Origin of the sequence: Pseudarthrobacter sp. 1C304, from assembly GCF_052245515.1 — a bacterium.
Lineage (GTDB): Bacteria > Actinomycetota > Actinomycetes > Actinomycetales > Micrococcaceae > Arthrobacter.
On the sequence record NZ_JBQQCH010000002.1, the window covers coordinates 578322 to 598292 of the forward strand.

General features: G+C 64.9%; 17 protein-coding genes. 5 read left to right on the plus strand and 12 right to left on the minus strand.

Going from position 1 to position 19971, the window contains the following annotated elements:
• Nucleotides 1-281: 281 nt before the first annotated feature.
• Nucleotides 282-1535, plus strand: a complete 1254-nt coding sequence (locus ACTWQD_RS06725) for an aminotransferase class I/II-fold pyridoxal phosphate-dependent enzyme (RefSeq protein WP_443195367.1) — start codon at nucleotides 282-284, stop codon at nucleotides 1533-1535.
• A 394-nt stretch (nucleotides 1536-1929) separates the two neighbouring features.
• Here ACTWQD_RS06725 and ACTWQD_RS06730 read toward each other — a convergent pair whose 3' ends face one another.
• From ACTWQD_RS06730 to ACTWQD_RS06745, 4 genes are all read right to left on the minus strand, one after another.
• Complete coding sequence (locus tag ACTWQD_RS06730) at nucleotides 1930-4095, minus strand: acyltransferase family protein (RefSeq protein WP_443195368.1); 2166 nt, start codon at nucleotides 4093-4095, stop codon at nucleotides 1930-1932.
• Nucleotides 4096-4314: 219 nt separating this feature from the next.
• The gene (locus ACTWQD_RS06735; protein ID WP_443195369.1) at nucleotides 4315-5529 is read right to left on the minus strand and encodes an MFS transporter; all 1215 of its coding nucleotides are present in this window, start codon (nucleotides 5527-5529) and stop codon (nucleotides 4315-4317) included.
• Nucleotides 5530-5626: 97 nt separating this feature from the next.
• Nucleotides 5627-5773, minus strand: a complete 147-nt coding sequence (locus tag ACTWQD_RS06740; protein WP_443195370.1) for a hypothetical protein — start codon at nucleotides 5771-5773, stop codon at nucleotides 5627-5629.
• 155 nt (nucleotides 5774-5928) lie between these two features.
• On the minus strand, nucleotides 5929-6663 hold the full coding sequence (locus ACTWQD_RS06745; RefSeq protein WP_443195371.1) for a GAF and ANTAR domain-containing protein: 735 nt from the start codon (nucleotides 6661-6663) through the stop codon (nucleotides 5929-5931).
• Nucleotides 6664-6773: 110 nt separating this feature from the next.
• On the opposite strand from ACTWQD_RS06745, the gene ACTWQD_RS06750 reads away from it, so the two are divergent.
• From ACTWQD_RS06750 to ACTWQD_RS06760, 3 genes are all read left to right on the plus strand, one after another.
• On the plus strand, nucleotides 6774-7082 hold the full coding sequence (locus ACTWQD_RS06750; protein WP_443195372.1) for a PqqD family protein: 309 nt from the start codon (nucleotides 6774-6776) through the stop codon (nucleotides 7080-7082).
• The gene (locus tag ACTWQD_RS06755) at nucleotides 7067-7960 is read left to right on the plus strand and encodes a nucleotidyltransferase family protein (protein ID WP_443195373.1); all 894 of its coding nucleotides are present in this window, start codon (nucleotides 7067-7069) and stop codon (nucleotides 7958-7960) included. Before ACTWQD_RS06750 ends, ACTWQD_RS06755 begins: the two co-directional genes overlap by 16 nt.
• A 489-nt stretch (nucleotides 7961-8449) precedes the next feature.
• The gene (locus ACTWQD_RS06760) at nucleotides 8450-9928 is read left to right on the plus strand and encodes a hypothetical protein (RefSeq protein ID WP_443195374.1); all 1479 of its coding nucleotides are present in this window, start codon (nucleotides 8450-8452) and stop codon (nucleotides 9926-9928) included.
• A 386-nt stretch (nucleotides 9929-10314) separates the two neighbouring features.
• Here the strand turns inward: ACTWQD_RS06760 and ACTWQD_RS06765 are convergent, their stop codons facing one another.
• The 6 genes from ACTWQD_RS06765 to pdhA all read right to left on the minus strand — a co-directional run bounded on the left by ACTWQD_RS06765 (nucleotide 10315) and on the right by pdhA (nucleotide 16994).
• Nucleotides 10315-11646 carry a MinD/ParA family ATP-binding protein gene (locus ACTWQD_RS06765; RefSeq protein ID WP_443195375.1) on the minus strand — a complete coding sequence of 444 codons (1332 nt, stop codon included), beginning with the start codon at nucleotides 11644-11646 and terminating at the stop codon, nucleotides 10315-10317.
• Nucleotides 11647-11895: 249 nt separating this feature from the next.
• Nucleotides 11896-12030: a hypothetical protein gene (locus ACTWQD_RS06770; protein ID WP_443195376.1), complete on the minus strand. Its 135-nt coding sequence runs from the start codon at nucleotides 12028-12030 to the stop codon at nucleotides 11896-11898.
• Between the two features lie 167 nt (nucleotides 12031-12197).
• Entirely contained in the window at nucleotides 12198-13013 is an 816-nt protein-coding gene (locus ACTWQD_RS06775; RefSeq protein WP_443195377.1) for an MBL fold metallo-hydrolase, read from the minus strand.
• 140 nt (nucleotides 13014-13153) lie between these two features.
• Nucleotides 13154-14617, minus strand: coding sequence for a dihydrolipoamide acetyltransferase family protein (locus ACTWQD_RS06780; RefSeq protein ID WP_443195378.1), 1464 nt, complete (start codon nucleotides 14615-14617; stop codon nucleotides 13154-13156).
• Nucleotides 14618-14619: 2 nt separating this feature from the next.
• A complete protein-coding gene (locus tag ACTWQD_RS06785) occupies nucleotides 14620-15732 on the minus strand; it encodes an alpha-ketoacid dehydrogenase subunit beta (protein ID WP_443195379.1) in 1113 nt (370 codons plus the stop codon).
• A complete protein-coding gene (gene pdhA, locus ACTWQD_RS06790) occupies nucleotides 15729-16994 on the minus strand; it encodes a pyruvate dehydrogenase (acetyl-transferring) E1 component subunit alpha (RefSeq protein ID WP_443195380.1) in 1266 nt (421 codons plus the stop codon). The genes ACTWQD_RS06785 and pdhA overlap by 4 nt, the downstream gene beginning before the upstream one ends.
• A gap of 159 nt (nucleotides 16995-17153) precedes the next feature.
• Between pdhA and ACTWQD_RS06795 the strand changes: the two genes are divergently transcribed.
• A complete protein-coding gene (locus ACTWQD_RS06795) occupies nucleotides 17154-17618 on the plus strand; it encodes an Lrp/AsnC family transcriptional regulator (protein ID WP_443195381.1) in 465 nt (154 codons plus the stop codon).
• 59 nt (nucleotides 17619-17677) lie between these two features.
• Here the strand turns inward: ACTWQD_RS06795 and ACTWQD_RS06800 are convergent, their stop codons facing one another.
• Together ACTWQD_RS06800 and ACTWQD_RS06805 are read right to left on the minus strand one after the other, a co-directional pair.
• Nucleotides 17678-18916: a lipopolysaccharide biosynthesis protein gene (locus ACTWQD_RS06800; protein ID WP_443195382.1), complete on the minus strand. Its 1239-nt coding sequence runs from the start codon at nucleotides 18914-18916 to the stop codon at nucleotides 17678-17680.
• Entirely contained in the window at nucleotides 18913-19845 is a 933-nt protein-coding gene (locus ACTWQD_RS06805) for an ATP-grasp fold amidoligase family protein (protein ID WP_443195536.1), read from the minus strand. The genes ACTWQD_RS06800 and ACTWQD_RS06805 overlap by 4 nt, the downstream gene beginning before the upstream one ends.
• Between the last annotated feature and the right edge of the window lie 126 nt (nucleotides 19846-19971).

Here is a 19971-nt window from a genome sequence, read left to right on the forward strand (position 1 = left end):
ACTCCATGCGCAGATAGTCACGGGCGGACCCTGACGGCGGCACTCCCGTGCCGTCCAAAGCGGGGCTGAAGTGCAGGCTCCGGCACCCTCGCCAGACCGTACTAAGCCCGCTTAGCTTCCGCCCGAGTACCCGGTACTCGCATTCCCGCGCCCGGATACCCGCGGACCAAAGCCCGTTTACATCCGGCCCGCCGGGGGCCACAATTAGTCCCGCACAGCCACTGGCTCAGCAGCGCGTTGCCCATCCGTCCGGCCAAGCGGCCACGTCTCGAGGGGCTGCCATGAGCAGAGATCTCCCGGTACCACCAAGCGTTTCACCCGCCGTTCCGCCCGGCATCTCCCGCCGCGCCGCCACGCTCGCGTCCGTCCCGTCGCAGCAGCGGATCAACACCTTCCTCCGTGATTCTGTCTACGCCCGGCGCCAGCACGTGCCGGGGATCTGCGACCTCGCCCTGGGCAACCCGCACCAGATGCCGCAGTCCGCCTACGTGGAGGCCCTGGCGGATGCGCTGAGGCCCCGGAACGAGCGCTGGTTCGCGTACAAGACCAACGAGCCGGAGGCCCAGGCCGCCGCCGCCGCGTCCCTGCAGCGCCTGCTGGGGATGCCGTTCGAACCGGCGGACATCCACCTCACCACGGGCGGGTTCACCGCGATCCCGCTGGGGCTGAAAGCCGTGGCCGATCCCGGTGACGAGGTCATCTTCACCCTGCCGCCGTGGTTCTTCTACGAGCCGCTGGTGATCGAGGCGGGGCTGGTGCCGGTCAAGATCCGCTGCAATCCGGACACGTTCGACGTCGATCTGGCGGCTCTGGGGGCGGCCATCACCCCGCGTACCCGGGTGGTGATCGTCAACACGCCCAACAACCCCACCGGCCGGATCTATCCGCCGTCGCTCCTGAAGGACCTGGCGGCCATGCTGGAGGGGGCTTCGCGCAGCAACGGCCGGCGCGTCTACCTGCTCTCCGACGAGCCGTACAACCGGATTGTGTACGACGGGGCCCGCTTCCACAGCCCCGCCGAGTATTATCCGTACACGCTCCTGGCCTACTCGTACGGCAAGACCCATCTGGCGCCCGGGCAGCGGATCGGCTACCTGGCGCTGCCGCCCACCATGCCGGACCGGGCCCCGCTGCGGGAGGCCATCTCCGCGCTGCAGATGGCGCTGGGCTGGATCTACCCCAACGCCCTGCTGCAGTATGCGCTGCCGCGGCTGGAACAGTTCTCCATCGACGTCGGGCGGCTGCAGCACAAACGCGACATGATGGTGGAGGCGCTGACGGACCTGGGGTACCAGGTGACGCGGCCGGAGGGGGCGTTCTACCTGTTCGTACACACCCCCGCGGGCGACGACGAGCAGTTCACCGCCGCCCTCGCGGACCAGGACGTGTTTGTGCTGCCGGGCACCCTGTTCGAGACCCCGGGCTACTTCCGGATTTCCCTCACCGCGAGCGAGGACATGCTCCAGCGCGCCCTGCCGGTCTTCGCCGCGGCGATCCCGCGGGCGGGCGGGTCGACGACGTCGGCCGGGCCCTAGGCGAGCGCTGCCGCCAGCGCCCTGGCAATCCACTCACCAAAGGCCGAGACGGACCAGCCGGCGTCCTGTACCAGGGCCCGGAAGACATGGGGGTGGCCCAGGGAGAAGATGTCCGCGGCAACCTCAGTGCAAAAGAGTGCTGAGCCCGCCGCGGGCCCAGGTTCAGCCGCCGTTGCAAGGCCTCCGACGGGAGAGGCCAACTTGAACCTCGGCAACCTGTCCAAGGCATGCACCAGCCGGCAGGCCGCGCTTGGGCCGGTCGCTAGCGAGGCCGCAGACGAGGTACGGAAGTCAGTGGCCGTCTACCGGCTCTAGCGCTCCGTGGACATCAACTCGGCGTTGGCTCGCCAAAACAAAACGGACCCCTCAATTTGAGGGGTCCGTATTGTGCAGGTTAGAGCTTCAGTGCCGAGGCGAGCAGCGGCGCAAGGGTCACCGCGTAGTCCGGCGTCAGGTGGCCCTGGTCCGCGTAGACCGGCGTTCTGCCAACGAAGCTGGGGCAAGAGTTCCCGGAGCAGAACCAGTCCCGCGTGCTAATGACCTCAGCATTGGCCTCCGGCACGGCGGCGGCAGCGTCACGCACCGCACCGTACAGTTCGCCGTAGCGGGTATTCGGGGATGTCACGCAGTCGCTAGGCTTACTCACCCGCGTTGCGCATTCCTGCAACGCCTTACCGCCGGGCGGCGGATCAAGCAGAACAACCCGGCCAGCGAATCCAGCCAAGGCCGTGAGCGTCTCCTTGGTCCCAGCGATCCACTCACCCACCACGGCACTCCCCTCGGCCTTGGACACAAGCCGCATACTGGCGTCCTTCGAGCTCGATAGGATCACCATGTCAGGCTTGGACGCACTGACCTGATCCAGCGCCCACTGACGGAAGGGATCGCAACGCGGATGTTCCGACTTATCGCCGCGGAACACTGTGACCATGACAGCGGGGCACTGCTGCATCGTGTAGACAACCACCTTGTAGCCCTTGGGCTCAAGCGCTGCCCGCACGGCCGGGACGTAGCTGATGGCAATAGAGTCGCCCACCACGACAGCGGTCTTCGCCGCGGCCGGGTCACCATAGACGCACGTCTGCGCCTTGGCGATGTCGGCTTCCAGGCTGCCGGAGTCGCCACCGAGGCAACCGTCCTTCACCCACTCGGTAGCCTTAGCCCCCTGACCTAGACTGTCCACCGATGGGGAGAGGTCGGGCCACTCAGTTGCCGCGAGGGCTGCGTTGATCTTCACCGCATACTCGCCTTCCGGAGTCTTCGGCGCATCCTGCCCCGATGTCTGCACGGGCGCGGTCACGGCAACCGGGACGGCAGTCTTATACGAAGCGTCCTCAGCGAGGGCAGCCCCAACAACGCACGCCGTCACAAGCGCTAGAGCAACCAGCCCGCCAGTCGCAGCCTTCTGCCTCGCCACAGTCGACGGCATGCGCTTACCCTTCGGCTCCAACCAACCGGACTTACGAATCGGGTCCTCAAGGAGGTGATAGGACAGCGCCGACATGCCGCCCGCCGCGACGAGGATAGCAGCGAACAGTGGCGGCCCCTCGACCGGGAGCAAGGCGCCGAAGAGCACGATGATCGGGAAATGCCACAGGTAAAGCGAGTATGAAATATCGCCAATGTAACGGGACACACGGTTGGTCAATGGCGACAAGAACCGCACCTCCCCACCCGTGCCGGCGGCAATCAGGAGGGCAGTGGCAAGCACCGGCACGAGCGCCCACGGACCGGGAAAAGGCATCGCCGGGGTGATAGCGAAGACGCCCCAGACAATCCCGGCGAGACCGATATACGCAAGTACGGGTCTGACCGACTGAGGCAACCGCGACAAGGCGCCCGCGCTGGCCGCCAAGAGTGCCCCGACGCCAAGCTCCCATGCCCGCGAGAAAGTCGAGAAGTATGCGACGGTAGGGCTGTTTGCCGTCTCCCACAAGGCGAAAGCCAAGGATGCCGCAACGAAGACCACCATGACAGCCGTCAGCAGGAGACGGGTCCTGCCGTGCTGCCACCCAAGCCGGCCCGCCCCAGTGCCAAGGACAATCACAATCACCCAGGGCCAGACCACATAGAACTGCTCCTCAACAGCCAGTGACCAGAAGTGCTGAAGCGGGGAGACTGCGGACCCGACCTGCATGTAGTCAGTTCCGATCAGCGCGAGGTGCCAGTTCGTTCCGAACAACAGCGACCACAGGGCATCCTCGGTTACCTTCATCGCCCGCCCGCTGTTGAAGACCGCCCACGAAGCGGCGACCGTTGCAACCAAAACCAACACGGCGAGCGGCAGGATCCGGCGGGCGCGGCGCCGGTAGAAGTCCGCGAACGAGATGCGGCCATTCTTCTCATACTCACGGAGCAGAAGCCCCGTGATGAGGAAGCCGGATATTACGAAGAACACGTCAACGCCGACGAACCCACCATGCGGGTACGCGAAAGTGTGATCCGCGATCACAGCCAGAACGGCCAGTGCGCGGAGACCCTGAATGTCAGGACGAAGCCCGCCGGTTTTCTTTGACTGTGATTTTGTGGCATGCCTGATGCCCGTACTGGCTGTAGCCATGGATTCCCCCTGTTGAGACCTGCCCCGATTCTACCCGGCGGATAATTCCGGTTATGTCCGGTTTCGGTTAAGGTGCTAGCGCCATCTCAGAAGACGTACCGCGATCACGCGGGTCGGATAGGTTAGGTTCTCGGCTGACTTTTGATCCTTCGTACTGTCCTTCCAGACGATCGCCTACGGCGCACGTGGTCACACAGCTCGCGGCGCGTGCCGGACCTCTCAGTAGTTGCGCCGGTGCTTGAGCCGGGGAATGGTGACGGCGAAGACCAGCGCCGCGGCGAAGCCGAGCACGCCGGTGGTGGCCACACCGGCCCCGAGTGAGACCAGCGCGGTCACGCCGGAGAGCAGCACCGGGCCGCCGGTGGCGCCGGCGTCGGCCATGAACCGCCAGATGCCCAGGAACTGGCCGCGGCCGTTGTCGGGTGAGAAGTCGGCCCCCAGTGTCATGTTGAGGCCCGAGCTGATGCCGTTGCCGAAGCCGATTAGCAGCGCCGCGAGCAGCAGGCCCACAAAGCCGGTGCTGAGCGGGATCAGCAGCATGGCTGTGCCCATGATGAGGGTCGACGGGATGGCCACCCACTGCCGGCCCTTGCGGTCCATCAGCTTGCCGGCCGGGTAGAACACCAGCATGTCGATGGCGCCGGAGAGCCCGTAGATCAGCGAGGCGTGCGTCGCGTCCATGCCCAGGTGCTCGGCCCAGAGCGGGATCACCACCTGCCGGGATGCACGCAGCGCACTGAGCAGCAGCACCCCCAGGCCCACGCTCAGGAACACCCCGGCGTGGGAGACGGCCACGCTGCGCAGCGTCGCCTGCGGCTCCGGATCGCTGCCGTCCGGCGCCGGCGCGGCCACCAGGTCCGGGATGCTGACGGAGACGATGGCGGCCGCCGCCATGGCGATGACGCCCACCCAGTAGGCGCCGGTGATGCCTGCGAACTGCATCACGGCGGCGCCGATGAACGGGCCGATGAAGATGCCGATCCGGTTGACGCCGCCCAGCGTGGACAGCGCCCGGGCGCGGAGGACCACCGGCACCGCCTCGGTGAGGTATTTCTGCCGGGCCAGGCTGAAAACGCTGGCGGCCATCCCGACCACCAGCATGGCTGCGGCGAGCAGCCAGAGCCCGCCGGGCAGCAGCGGGGACAGGGCCGCGGCGGCGAGGGCCACGGCGCTGGCCGCCGCGGCGCCCACAATCGCCCAGCGTTCGCCGAACTTGAGCGTGATGAGCGAGGCGGGCAGGTTGAAGAACCAGGAGCCCAGGCCGATCAGGGTGACCACCAGCGCCGCGACGGCCACCGAGGCGCCCAGGCCGCGGGCGGACAAGGCCACCACGGGCAGGATGGCACCCTCGCCGATGCTGAACAGCAGCGCCGGGCCGAACGCGGGAACGGCAATGCTGCGGAGGCTGAAGGGCGCGGTCTGGGTGGCGGTCATCCCCTTCATCCTAAAGTCCGCCGGACCCGCGGCCGTTCAGGCGTCAATGCGGATGCGACCGTCCCGCTTCAGTGCAGGACCCGCGCCGGGTGCCCGCCTAGAACTGGCGGGTCAGGGCGAGGAAAACCACCGTGAATGTTACGACGGCGAGGAGCGCCAGACCGGACAGCTGTACCGTCCGCCAGGCGTGCTGCCGGGAGCGGCGCTGTTCCTCGCGCGCGTACATGGAGTTGAAAGTGCTCATCTGATCTCCCCAGCTCAGCCGTCCAGCCGTCCCCGGCTGCGCGGGCGTCCCGCCCGCTCGACCAAGCCTGCGAGATCAGGACGGCGCCGGGACAGAGTAGTAAGTACTCGATTTTGCGGCACCGGACTACTTGGTAGGGGCCGGGAGACTGGGGTTCAGCCGTCGAAGTGCGTGTGGACGTCCCCGCCGGTGAGGTTCCGGAGGATGTCGGCGGCCACGTCGCGGAGCTTCTGGTTCCGGTTGCTGGAGACCTTGGTGAGGATGCCCATGGCTTCCTCCTGGGAGCAGCGGTTCTGCGCCATGATCACGCCGCAGGCCAGGTCGATCGAGGTGCGGTGCTCCATGGCGGCCTGGAGGTCCTCGGCCCGGGACTGCGCGATACCGATCCGGACGGCCAGGCGGAGGGAGCGACCGGCCAGGTCCGCGAAGCCGGCGGCCTCGTTAATGACGCCCTGCGTGAAGACCCCGGTGGAGGGGGCGAAGAAGTTCAGCGCGGCGGTGGCGTCCGGGCCGATTTCCAGGGGAACGCCCAGGGTGCTGCGGCAGCCGTGCGCGGCGAGGTGCTCCTGGTAGGCCGGCCAGCGCGGGTCGGTGGCGACGTCGGCCAGGAGCACCACAGACTTGGTCCGCAGCGCCTCAATGCAGGGGCCGTCGCCCATGCTTTGTTCGATCCTGTCCAGCACCACGGCCCGGGGACTGCTGCCCGTCACGGTCATAGTTTTCCGGCGGCGCTGCAGCGTCACGCCGCATTCGATCTCCGCGCCGGTGGCCTGGCGGAGCATGGCGGCCGAGAATTCGGCGAGGCGGCCGAGGAAGTCCTCGACGTTCTCCGTCCCCATCAGGAGGTCCTGCAGGTGCAGGGCGGCTTCGTCCCCGGCGTTGTTGGTCATGCCTAAATCTAAATCGGTCCCCGGCGCGAAACAACTTGTGTACAGCGCGGTAGCATGAAGCTTTGCGAGGCCCGGCCCCATGCGCTATGGCCTCTTTCAGGGGAGGTCTCGTGGATCAAGTTTGGGGGGTCAGTGCCGACATCGCCTGTGTGCGGAGTCCCGACGGCGGCCGGGTGGCCGTGCTCCATCTGGGGCAGGACGTGCCGGTCATCCTGGCAGGGACCGCGGCGTCCGTCTGGAATGGGCTGGACGGAACGACGACCGAGACCGAACTGATCGACGGGCTGGCCCGTGAGTACGGCACCGATGCCTCCGCCATCCGCGCGGACGTGTTGGCCCTGCTCCAGTCGCTGGGCGGCCGCGGGCTGATAACCCTGTCTCCCGAGGACGGAACCGACAACTCATGCACGCTTCCCTGACCCTCCACCAGGACGAAGGGGTGCTCCTGGCCACGGCGCTGGTGAACCATGTGGCAGCCTCGGCCGGCATCCCTGCACTGTTCATCAAGGGGCCGGCGGCCGGCATGATGGGGCTGCGCGACAACCATGTGTCCGCAGACGTTGATGTCCTGGTCCGTCCGGAGGACCTGCACACAATGTGCAGGCTCCTGGGCGCCCGGGGCTGGCTGGAGCGGCCCTCCGGTGTGTCCGTGGTCCGGCGGTACTCACACTCCCGGACGCTGTACCACCCGCACTGGAACTGCGACATCGATGTGCACGACAGGTTCCCCGGGATGGAGGCCCCGGCGGAAGAAGCCTTCGCGACGCTGTGGCGGGACCGGCAGACTCTCGTCATGGCGGGCAGGAGCGTGCCCGTTCCCTCCCTCCCCGCGGCCGTCATCTTCCAGGCGCTGCACAGCCTTCGGGCTATGGATGATGCACGCCATCAACGCGAATACTCAGGGCTGCTCCAGCGGGTGGACGCCGCCATGCACCAGCAGATCACGGGTCTCAGCACAGAACTGCAGGCAACAGCGGCACTGCAACCGCTGCTGGACGATCTGGGCATGGAAGAGCCACCAAACCGCAGTGAGTTTGTCAGCCAGGAGTGGCGCCACCGTACGGCTGTTCAGGGAACAGGGACGGCCTACCTGGCAGCGCTCCTAGACAGTCCCTGGCGGGCCAAGCCGCAGATTCTTGTCCGCGCCATTTTCCCCTCGCGGAATACCCTGAGGGAACGCGACCTTCATCTGGACGACTCCGTCACCGGACTGCTGCGTGCCCACGCAGCCCGCTGGCGGCGGGGAATGGCTGGCCTTCCGGCAGCAGTCCGGAAGACCCGTGGTAGGAGCGGCTGATACTGATTCGTTTAAGGGGTTATTGCATAGAGCCGGGATTGATCGCCGGGACGCTCAGGCAATGACGAGAGCCAACCTGGCAAATATCAGGGAGCCACAGCGGCGGGTGGCCATACCTCGGGGAGTATACACGCTCCCGCAAACGCCGATCTTACGGCCTGCGGTCAGATTCTGTAGGAGGTCGGGTTGTCCACCCTTGTCGAGTGATTCTAGGAGTTCGCTCCTAGATGTTCTGTGTCGCTAGCCTAGACTCAAGCAAGCGCAGAATCAGCGACCGAACCTTCCCGCGCGCATCAGCCGTCAAATTTGGCAATGTGCGGGTTTGTTTAAGTTCGCTGCGGCTGTCCGTCAGGAGTACGCACAGCCGGGCCCACGCAGTCACTGCAATTGAGCGTGATCAGATACCCTGTCGGGCAAGTTCCGTCAGGCCGCTCGGCTCTGCGGGCTCGGATAGCATTGTCATGTCATCACGCATCAACTGGGGGAAACTTGCCGTCCGAAATAGCCGCGCCCGCCGAGAAAAGCAGAGCGCTCGGCGTCAGTATCGTCATCGTTCCGATTGCGGCTGTCATCGTATTGCTGCCTTGGCTGGCCGCCATAGCGAACCCAGTGGACGCGGCGCTCTTGGCGCTCATGGTAGTCACCTGCACTGTCGGAACAGTCCGGTCGTACTGTGATGGTGCGCGCCCACTGGGGCTAGTATTCTACCCGTTCACCTTTGCCTGGCTAACTGTCGGCCCCATTTACCAGTTGTCACACGGCGCATTCGCTTGGGGTGACATACCCCTCTTCGCTCAAGGCGGGGTCATCTCGGCCGCAGTCTTCTACACGCTGCTCGCGGTGCTGTCGTTTGTTGCCGGTTACGAGCTGTGGCGGAACAAACGCGGCCACATAGCTTCCAACGCAGCATCCGTCGAGGTCCGCCCCCTGCTCCTCTGGGGGCTCATTGTGGTTGGCTTCGCCTTGGCTCCGTTCGCGCTGGCGGCCGGCGGCGGAATCTCAGGCATGTTCGCCAACCGAATAGACCGTGTCGGAGCTCTAGCGCAAGCTGGGCTCTCGATGTCAGATGTCGGAGGACTGCGTTATGCGCTAGGCAAGCAATTGCCCATTGCTGTCTCAATCGCGGCATCATGCCTAGCAATTGTTGGCGCGCGTGAGCGAATCAAGAAGTCCGGCTTTATGGGGCTTCACGGTAACGAGTTCGCCGCCCTGATCCTTTCGCTCGGTCTCATTGTCCTGTACTGCAACCCCATTGCCAACAGCCGGTATATCGCCGTTATTGCCTTCGGATCCGCAGCGCTGTACACGTTCCAGCCCCGTAGCGGGTGGGGGGGTCTTCTGTTTGCAGCAGCCTCCGTAGGCGGCACTCTGGTGATCTACCCCCTGCTTGACATTTTCCGTCGAGGCTTCGAAGAAACGACCACGCCCAAATCGGGAGCGGAGGCGTTCGGAAGCGTGGACTTCGACGGATTTCAGCAGGTTGCGAACTCTATAATCTTTGTCGAAGAGCGCGGCCATAGTTTCGGGCACTATACTCTTTCCGCGCTCCTGTTCTTCCTTCCGCGGTCCTCTTGGGAAGAGAAGGCAACCCCAGCTTCCATTGACGTGGCATCCAACCGCGGCTACGCCTTTACGGACCTCTCGCTGCCATTTCATGCCGAGATGTTCGTGGAGTTCGGGGTCATTGGAATGGTTTTGGTCATGGTGCTCTTCGGCATCTTCGCAAGTCGCACTGACTCTTCGTGGCTTGAAATGGCGAGCACCCGGTTGGGGCTCGCCGCGCCCCTAATTTCGGTGGCCCTGCTGGGCTTCCTCCGTGGGCCTCTCGGCTCGCTCGCACCCATCTACCTCACGGCTGTGGGTCTGTTCCTGCTCGGATTGAAACGCGCGAAACGCCCCCAGCCGCCGTCAATGGAGGTCGGCCAGAAGCCACTTCCAGCCGCCGCTCACACTGAGCTGAAACACTAGCGGGACGGGCTACATCAGTCTCGTGCCGCACTACACAGGGACCGTGTAGCAGCTGGCCAGGGCACCGCAACGGACGGCCACTTGACTTGGTCAATAGGTGTCGCGGACTCAATCATGCCGGGGATCTAGACGAAAAATTTCCCCAGCACTCGCACGTCTCCAGAGGGCGATTTCTTGGATGACGCGACGACCACCAGCTTGGGAGGGACTGGCAGTACACCGACCGAGAGATTTTCCTGCTGCTCGCAACCCCGCGGCTTGACCGTCAGGGAGACGCCTAAAGAAGAAGCACCAGATGCTTCAAACTCGGCTACCCCTAAGACCTACTTCCTTGGCCTGAGGTGACTTCGGACAAAACCGGCAGGCTTCGCCCGATCGAAGATGCCCTAGACGTATCCGTCCACGATCGCCGCGGCAATCTCCTTGTACGCACGCCGGGTTTCCGGTCGCAGCACATCTAGGGTCACCAGGTCGCCGTCGGCCACCCCGCGGTCATGCGGCACGGCGATAAGCTGGCGGCAGATGCCGGAGAGGTGGTCCTCGATCGCGTCCTTGTCCACCCGCGAGGACACCTCGTCCTTGTCGGTGATGACCACAATGGCATTGCGGGCCAGGTCCTCGTAGCCGTGGTCTGCCAGCCAGTGCAGGGTGCTGCGTGCCCGCTTGGCCCCGCTCACGGCGTAGCCCGCCGCGATGATGAGGTTGTCCGCCGACTGCAGGATGCCCTTCATGGCGTTGTGGGTGACGCCGGTACCGCAGTCGGTGAGCGCCACCGAGTAGTAGCCGGAGATGAGCTTCCGGATGCGGAGGTATTCCTCGGCGGTCAGGGAGTCGGAGACCTCGGGGTCCTGCTCGCCGGCGATCAGGTGCAGCCGGCCGGCATGGTGCATGTACCGGGCCAGGGCGGTGAGCGAATCGATGGACTCGACGTTCTTGAGCAGGTCCGTGATGGTGCGCGGGGTCTGCTGCTGGTAGATGCCCTCGCCGAGGGCGCGCTCCACGAGGTCGCCGGAGTCCGGGTTCGCGTCAATGGCGCAGGGCGGGTCGCCGCGGTATTCGGCCAGGGTCAGGCCCACACCCACCGTGGTGGAGGTCTTGCCGATGCCGCCCTTGAGGCTCAGGACGGCGGTGTTGTAGCTGCCCTGCAGCTGGCGGGAGATCCGCCGGGCCAGCTCGTCCTCCTCGCGCTGGCGGGGGCTGGGCCCCAGGTTCAGCCCTCCCCCGGTCAGGTTGTAGAGGGCGCCGCGGAAACCGCCCACGGGGCGTGGCTTCTGTTCGCGGACGAATAGTCCGGGCGAGCTGATGAAGTCGGGTGCCAGGGCGGCCAGGGCGGCCGCACGGTTTTCGGACCGGCTGGACCGGGTGGGCATGGGCGGCACGGACGGCGCGGTCCCGGGTGCAGTGGGCACCGACGCGGATGACGGAGTCGGAGCGGTGGCAGGGGGGTTGTCGGCCGGCACCGAGGTGATGGGAGCACTGCCCTGCGGGGCCCGGTTCGGGGCAGCGGGGGCATCCGCTGCGGCAGCCGCCTCGGCCCAGGAGCTGCTGGGTGCCGTCCGCGGGGGCGGGCTGCTGACGTCGTCGGGCGTGATGGTAGGCATGGTTCCTGTCCGCGGGTCGGAGTAGTCGCCGCGACGGCGGTCGCGGCGGCGCCGGAGTTCGGGCTGCTCTGCTTCCACGGCAGGGTTGGCTGATCTGTTGTCCACCGGTTCGGGCATTAGTGTCCCCCTAGGACTCACCGCGCGGACCGCTGCGGCGCTCGTTTGAAAAGGTCCAAACAGCAATTCTAGGCGTAAGGCGGCTTACCATCTGACCAGCCCCGGGTAGTACAGCAGCCCGGGATTGCGTTTCAACGCTGCAGGGCGAGCACCACCACGGCGATCGTCGCCGCAGCCAGCAGCACCAGCCCCACATAGGCCCACCATTTGGGCCGGCTCCGGTGCGGGTTGATGTCGACGTACGGCACGCTAGGGCACCTCGCGCTGGAGCACGGACGACTGCCGCCTGCGCCGGATGCAGAGCACCAGGTAGGCAACCGCGGCAAGAAGCACCAGGCTTCCCAAAAGAATAATCAGGGCAAAGACGTAGCCGGGCAGTGTCACAGGTGAGACCTCCTGATGGCAGCGGCATCATTGACGCGAGCCTTGGGATCCCCATCCTCCGGGCGAGCTGAGCGCTTGCGGGATGAACCCTTGGGTTGCAGGTTCCCCACGAGGCTACTCACGGGTCCGCGGGCTTGTCCACCCGACGCGCCCAAGCCCGTTGGGGCTCAGTGGTGGGCGCGGGTCTCCTGCAGCCGCTTGATGAACCAGCGGGACTGCTCCGGGCCGTAGGGCAGGATCGGGATGGCCTTAGTGGCGTCGTCTGGGGTTTCCCGGGTCGCCTGGGTGGCCTGACGCACGGCCGTGGTCATGGTGTTGGCCATGGTCTTGACGAACTGGTCGCTGCAGGGTTCGCCGTGGCCGGGAATCAGGAACTCATAGCGGTGGCGGAGCGCGGAGACATGCCGGAGGACGTCTGCCCATTCCTCGGGGTAAGAATCCTCGAAAGAGGGATGGGATCCCTGCTCCACCAGGTCGCCGGCGTACAGCGTGGTGGCGGTGCCCACCAGGAGGTCCCCGTCGGTGTGCCCGCGGCCGAGGTGGAACAGCGTGACCATTTGACCGCCGAGGTCCAGCAGCACGGGCTGGTCCTTCACGATGGCGTTCGGCACCACAATTTCCACGTTGCTGCCCTGCCCGGCTGCCATCTCCGGCTCATCTGCCGCCACAAGGCGTCGCTGGCTGTCGCCGTTCTGGTCGATTTCTGCGGCGCAGTTTTCGTGTGCCCAGAACTCCGTGGCGCCTGCTTCCGAAAACACCGCGTTCCCGAAGAAGTGGTCATAGTGGGCGTGCGTGTTCACCACCACCAGCGGCAGCTGCGTTTTTTCCCGGACCGCGTCGAGGATCTCGCGCCCCTGCTTGGGACCGCTGCCGGTGTCGATCACCAGGGCCCGTTCGGAGCCGACCACCAGGCCGGTGTTGAGCAGGGAACCTTGCGTCGTCAGGGCGTAGTTGTCCGGACCGACCTCGAGCCATCGTGACATGAAGATATCTCCGTATTCCGGTGGTGTTCCGGAGTTGTTGGTGCGATGTTCTGCCCTCGATTGTAGTCACCGGAGCTGGCCGGAAGCTGGAAGCTCGCCCCGCGCGGGCAGTCTTTTAGCCTGCGCGGGGCGTACCGGGGTCAGAGGTCCGCCAGCACCGAGCCCGGGTTCTCCATCGCGTCGGCCACGTAGCGGAGGAACCCGCCGGCGGTTCCGCCGTCGCAGACCCGGTGGTCGAAGGTAAGGGTCAGTTCGGTGACCTTGCGGACGGCGAGCTCGCCGTTGACCACCCAGGGCTTGTCGATGATGCGCCCGACGCCGAGGATCCCCACCTCGGGATGGTTGATGATAGCGGCGGAGCCGTCCACCCCAAAGACGCCGTAGTTGTTCAGCGTGAACGTACCGCTGCCGAGTTCCGCAGGGGTCGCCTTGCCGTCGCGCACGACGGCGGTGAGCCGGCGGATCTCTGCGTCCAGTTCGCGGGCGCTGAGCTTGTCCGCGTTGCGCACCGACGGGACCATGAGGCCGCGGTCGGTCTGGGCGGCGAAGCCGAGGTTGACCCCGTCGAACGCCACAATTTCCTGGGATGCCACGCCGGCGCTGTCCTCGGTGGTGACGATCCGGGTGTTCAGTTCCGGGTACTTCTTGAGCCCGGCGGTGACGAAGCGGGCAATGAACGCGAGCAGCCCCGGGGTGTGGTGCGGGTCCGCCTTCTTCAGCGCCGCCCGCATCTCAACGAGGGCCGTGGCGTCAACGTCCACCCACACGGTGGCTTCCGGGATCTCGGAACGGCTGCGCGTCATGTTGGCCGCGACGGCCTTCCGCACGCCGCGGACTGCAGTCCGGCCCGTGACACCGAGCCCGGTGCGGGTGTCGGTATCGCCTTCGGACGCGGCAGGAGCCGGCGCCGACAGTGCAGCGGGCGCCGCCGGCCGCTCGACCGCCGGCGCGGGGCTGATGGCAGCCTCCACGTCCCGGCGCATGATGAGCCCACTGGCCCCCGAACCTTGGAGTTCCCCCAAATCAACCCCATGGTCCCTGGCCATCCGGCGGACGAGCGGAGAAATAACGGCCCCCAGCTTCCCGGGAACCCTGGTCCGCATCAGCAGCAGATCATCTGCGGCCTTCTCGGCCGCGGAGATCTCCGCCACCGGCTCCGCCACCGCTGTCGCGGCGGCCCCCTTGCGTGCGCGGCTCCGCCGCGCGACCCCGTGCCCGCCGGGGGTCCCGTACCCGATGAGCACATTTCCGGACCCGGCTTTTTCTTCCTCGCGGTACACCTCAGCGGCGGCGTCAACAGCACTCTCGGTCCCGGCGGCCGGCGGTGCAGGCTCAGCGGCGGCCGGAGCTACGGGCGCGCCGGCGGGCGTCACGGAGATCAGCGGCTTGCCGACGTCCAGGGTCTGGCCGGGCTCGCCGTGCAGCACGGCGACGGTGCCCGCGTACGGGGAGGGCACCTCCACCATGGACTTGGCGGTTTCGACCTCGGCGATGGGCTGGTCGACGCGGATTTCGTCGCCCACGGCCACCAGCCAGTTCACCAGTTCGGCTTCGGTGAGGCCTTCACCGAGGTCCGGGAGGAGGAATACTTTTGGTTCGCTCATGGTCAGTCTTCCCACTGGAGATCGTCAACGGCGTCGAGGATGCGATCCACGCCGGGCAGGTAGTAGTGCTCGAGTTTCGGCGCCGGGAACGGGACGTCGAAGCCCGTGACCCGGCGGATCGGCGCCGCGAGGTGGTGGAAACAGCGTTCCTGCACGCGGGCCACGATTTCCGAGGCGACCGAGGCGAAGCCGTGGGCCTCGGCGATCACCACGGCGCGGCCGGTCTTGCGGACCGAGGCGCAGACCGTCTCGTCGTCGAACGGCACGATGGAGCGGACGTCGATCACCTCGAGGGAGCGGCCTTCCTCGGCGGCGGCCGCGGCGGCGGCGAGCGCCGTCGAGACGGAGGGTCCGTAGGCGATCAGCGTCGCGTCGGTGCCAGGGCGTGCGACGGCGGCGCGGCCCTCGGAGGAGGTGCCTTGCTCGGTGTTCGCCGCGTGTTCGGCACGGAGAGCGCCCAGGTCCACCTGGTCCTTGGACCAATACAGCTTCTTGGGCTCCATGAACATCACGGGATCGTCCGAGTCGATGGCCTCGCGGAGCATCCGGTAACCGTCGGCGACGGTGGCCGGGGTGAAGACCTTGAGGCCCGCGGTGTGGGCATAGTAGGCCTCGGAGGAGTCGCAGTGGTGCTCCACTCCCCCGATGCCGCCGGCGTACGGGACGCGGATGACCATCGGCAGTTTCACGGCACCCTTGGTGCGGTTGTGCATCTTGGCGACGTGGCTGACGATCTGTTCGAAGGCCGGGTAGGCGAAGGCGTCGAACTGCATCTCGATGACCGGGCGCATGCCGTTCATGGCCATGCCCACGGCCATGCCCACGATGCCGGATTCGGCCAGCGGGGTGTCGAAACAGCGGCTCTTGCCGAAGGTCTTGGTGAGCCCGTCGGTGATGCGGAAGACACCGCCGAGCATGCCGACGTCCTCGCCGAAGACCAGGACCGACTCGTCTGCGTGCATGGCGTCGGCCATGGCGGTGTTGAGGGCCTTGGCGAGGGTGACGGGCTGCGGGCCGGACTGGTCTGCGGTTGCAGCGGCCTTGGCAGCGGCGCGGGCGGTGGCGGCGCTGACGTTGCCGTTCGCCTCGGAGGACGTGGTGACGGTGGGGCTCATCGTGCGGTCTCCTCGGAGGTGGCGGCGGAAGCAGCGTCGCGGGCCAGTTCGTCGGCGAGCAGGGCCGACTGTTCCTTCAGCTGCGGGGTGGGCGTGGAAAAGACGTACCTAAAGAGGTCCTGGGGGTCCACGGGGACGTCCTCGCCCAGGCCCTCACGCAGCTGGGCGGCCACTGCTTCGGCCTTCTCGGCAATGCGGGCGGCACCGCCGTCGTCGAGCAGCCCGCGCTCCGTCAGGTAGGTCGTCATCCGGCTGAGCGGGTCCTTGGCCACCCATTCGGCCACTTCGCTGTCCTGACGGTAGCGGGTGGCGTCGTCGGCGTTGGTGTGGGCCTGCATCCGGTAGGTGTGTGCCTCCACCAGTAGGGGGCCGGAGCCCTCGCGGGCCAGCTTCACGGCCCGGCCGAGCACGGCGAGGAGGGCGACGGCGTCGTTGCCGTCCACCCGTTCGCCGGCCATGCCGTAGCCCACGGCCTTGTGCGCCAGCGACGGGGCGACCGACTGGTGGGCCAGCGGCACGGAGATGGCGTACTGGTTGTTCTGGACGAAGAAGACCACCGGAAGGTGGAAGACCGCGGCGAAGTTGAGCGCCTCGTGGAAGTCGCCCTCGCTGGTGGCGCCGTCGCCGCACATGGCCAGGACCACGGTGTCCTCGCCGCGCAGCTTGGCGGCGTGGGCCACGCCGACGGCGTGGAGCAACTGGGTGGTCAGCGGCGTGCACTGGATGCCAACCTTGTGCTCGGCGGGGTCGTAGCCGCCGTGCCAGTCGCCGCGGAACAGCGTCATGGTCTGCACCGGGTCCACGCCGCGGGCCATCACGGCCACGGAGTCGCGGTAGGTGGGGAAGATCCAGTCGCCGTCGGCGAGGCACAGGGCGGCGGCCACCTGGCAGGCCTCCTGGCCGTGGCTGGACGGGTAGACGGCCATGCGGCCCTGGCGGACGAGGGCGGAGTTCTGGTCGTTGACGCGGCGCCCGACCACCAGCTGCTCGTACGCGGCCATCAGCTCATCATCGCCGGGGATGGCGTATTCGTGGCCCGGCTGCGTGCCCTGCTCCGTGTGCGGATTCAGGGTGCCGTCCGGGCCCACCATCTGGATGGGGTGCCGCGCTGGCAGCATGTAGTCCTCGACCGTGATGCCGAACTTGCGCACCGCCTCGCTGGCGGCGCTTCCCTGTGCGTCCGGCTGGGGCTGGGTGCCGGCAGCACCAGGCGCCTGGTCCACTCCTGTGGGGTGCGCAGTGTGGTCTGCGGAGATCGTCATTGGTCCGTCCTTCTCTAGCCACTATTCGCTCCCAGTATGGGACCGGACGATGTTTCGTATCCAGCTGCATCCTAAATCGTGGAGAAGTCAACAGGAATGACCTAGTCTGGAAGACGAATCGTAAGTGTGAGCTGGATTACCGGCGGGGTTGGAGACGAAATGGCAGAGCCCGAGGAGCGCCCGGCGGCGGTGCCGCTGGATGACGTGGACCGGAACATCATTGCCGAGCTGACCCGGGACGGCCGGATGTCCGTCACCCAGGTCGCGGAGAACGTCCACATCTCGCGCGCCCATGCCTACACGCGGATTGCCCGGCTCACCGGCGAGGGCGTGCTGACCAAGTTCACGGCGCTGGTGGACCCGATCAAGGCCGGACTCAAGTCCTCGGCCTACGTGACCCTGAAGGTCCGGCAGCATTCCTGGCGGGAGCTGCGCGAGCTGCTCCGCGCCATTCCGGAGGTGCACCACATCGCCCTGGTGGGCGGGGACTTCGACGTTATCCTCTTGGTGCGGGCGGTGGACAACATCGACCTACGCCGGGTGATCTTCGACCAGCTCCAGTCCATGCCGGGGGTGCTGGACACGCAGACGTTTTTGGTTTTCGAGGACGTGGATACACGATAGCGGGTCTGCAGGAAAACTGTCCGGATGGGCCGTCAAAGTCTCAATTTTGCCAAATCCAATCACTCCTGCCCCTCGCCCAGTAGACGCCTCGCAGCCATCGAACGGGCTGCAAACAAATAGATTGTGAGAGCAAATCCAGAGACAGCCATGGCGATGAAAGCGCCATAGGTTCCAAGCCAATATGTACCGAGAACCATACCGCCGATACAAAAAATGGCCGCAACAGACGCGGAAATATAGACAGTTTTTTGCATTCCCAGTGGGATTAGACCCAAGAGTCCGGCGGCTCGGGACGCCGCAAACATGGCCATTGACACGCCGCAGACCAAGTTCAGCTCCGTAGACAACTCGACGTTTCCGTTATAGAGCCAAGCCACGAGAGGAATACCAAGAACCGCCCACCCCAAGGAGATGGCAATGACGACGGAGAGTGTAACAAATGACAAAAGGCGCGTGCGTCGAATACGCTCTACTAGGCTATTCGACGATCCAACCCACCAAGCAAAGGCCTGCGGATAGGCGGCGGTGGCGTTGTTCACAGCCTTGTGGACATTATATAGCGCCACGAATACGTGCAGACTCTGGGGTTGAACAACCGCTACGATAGCGGGCCCAACATGCAACTGAGTTGCTGTAAGCATTCTAGAAACAGCACCCGTCAATTGCTCTTTGACGACATCAATTGTCCTATTCGACTGTTTCCATGCCACCGTAGACCAAGGTAGAAGAATTGCCGCGAAGTTGCAGAATGCACTAATCAATCCGGTTGCGAGTAGAACCACGGCATAAACCATAAGCGATTGCGTCCACGCCAGCAGTGGGATGGATATCAAATACCCAGAAAGCCGGACTAGCCCCTCATTAATAAGAACAAATCGCGATTGCCCCGTTCCAGAGAAATACCAGGAAGCATTCAAACAATTCAAGCCCATCGCAATCACAAAAACGGCTGCCTCGAACTGGTATGCCGGCGTGAGGAGGCAACAGACGGCGATCGCAGGCACGAGAAGCACCATCAACATCGCCGCACGAGACTTCAGACTCTCAACAAATAGTGTCCGCCGCCTCAGCGGGGAACTCTCAGCGACCAGTTGCGCTCCAACCACCTGCCAGCCCATGCCAGCCACAATACTCACGAAGGCACCGATTGATTGCCCTATGCCCACAGCGGACCAACCTAGAGGTCCGAATTGCCTGCTGAGCAATGGCAGGACCAGAAGGGTGGAGGCCATCGTCGCAGCAGGCACCAAAGCAAAGCCAACTACTCGCTTCAAGTGCGCCCCACGTTGCGAGCTCACGTCACGATTTCGCTTCGCCGGTCTCGCTGCGTTGCGTCCTCGTTGACGCCACTTGCGTTACTGGGATCAGGTAGATCCCAGTAAGTACCTAATTCAACATCAAAGCTTCGAGGAGTGAAAGGCGACAGACCGCCCCCAGGATAAGGTGTAGTTTCACCGAAATATATTCCATTTGGAGTATCGAAAAGATCAATTCTCATGAAATCAAATTGGCTTCCAATTACTTCAGCTATGCGGATCATTTGATCCAAGTGATCCGGTCGCACGGTACCGGAGGTCTGCCCCCACAGATCCTTGGAAGCAGCTAAATTATTCCAGTCTCGATCAAAAAGACTCATCTTGTGATCCTGGAATCTATCTTCGTCAACCTGGATCATGCGAACAACTCCGTTGAAGACAAAAAACTTGTAGTCAGTTGGGGCAATGTCTCCGTCACCGATCCATTCCTCTAGCAGGAAGGAGGGCGTAGCCACTGTGTAGGCCCACTCACCGAGGTTGGCAGCCTGAAAAGATTGCATCCAGCTCTTCGTAGCTTTTTCAAGTAATGAGAAGTCAGGCCGGCCCTTGCCAATGTAAACACATTGTGAACGGTGATTCGCCTTGAGTATCCACCGCTCGGGGAAGGTCCGGTCATTTAGCTCGCGGAGATCTGTGCCCTGCCAAAGCGTTTTTGGTATCAACACGTTGCTGTCGATGCGGGCAACGTTTGACTTCATTTGAACTTTGTCGCAGGTCCACATCAAAGCGGGCCGTCGGTCGTTGAGTATCCTCCAGTTAACCTTCTCATTGAAAGTCTTTGGACTATTTAAGCGCATTATGCGCTTATGGGCTTTAAAGAAGAGGATACTACGTCGGAGTCGAATGGGCGTCAGACGCAGTAACCGCCAGAGGGCATCTCTTACTGTTGCTTTTTGCAAAATAATCTCCATTGCTTCCACATCTCAAGTGCATCGTGGTCGACTTATTGTGTGGCCCGTGGTCGACTTAGCAGGACAGACCAGGAGGCACCAGCAACCGCATCGTAATCATGATCGGAAGGGTTGGCTTTCCCGGTC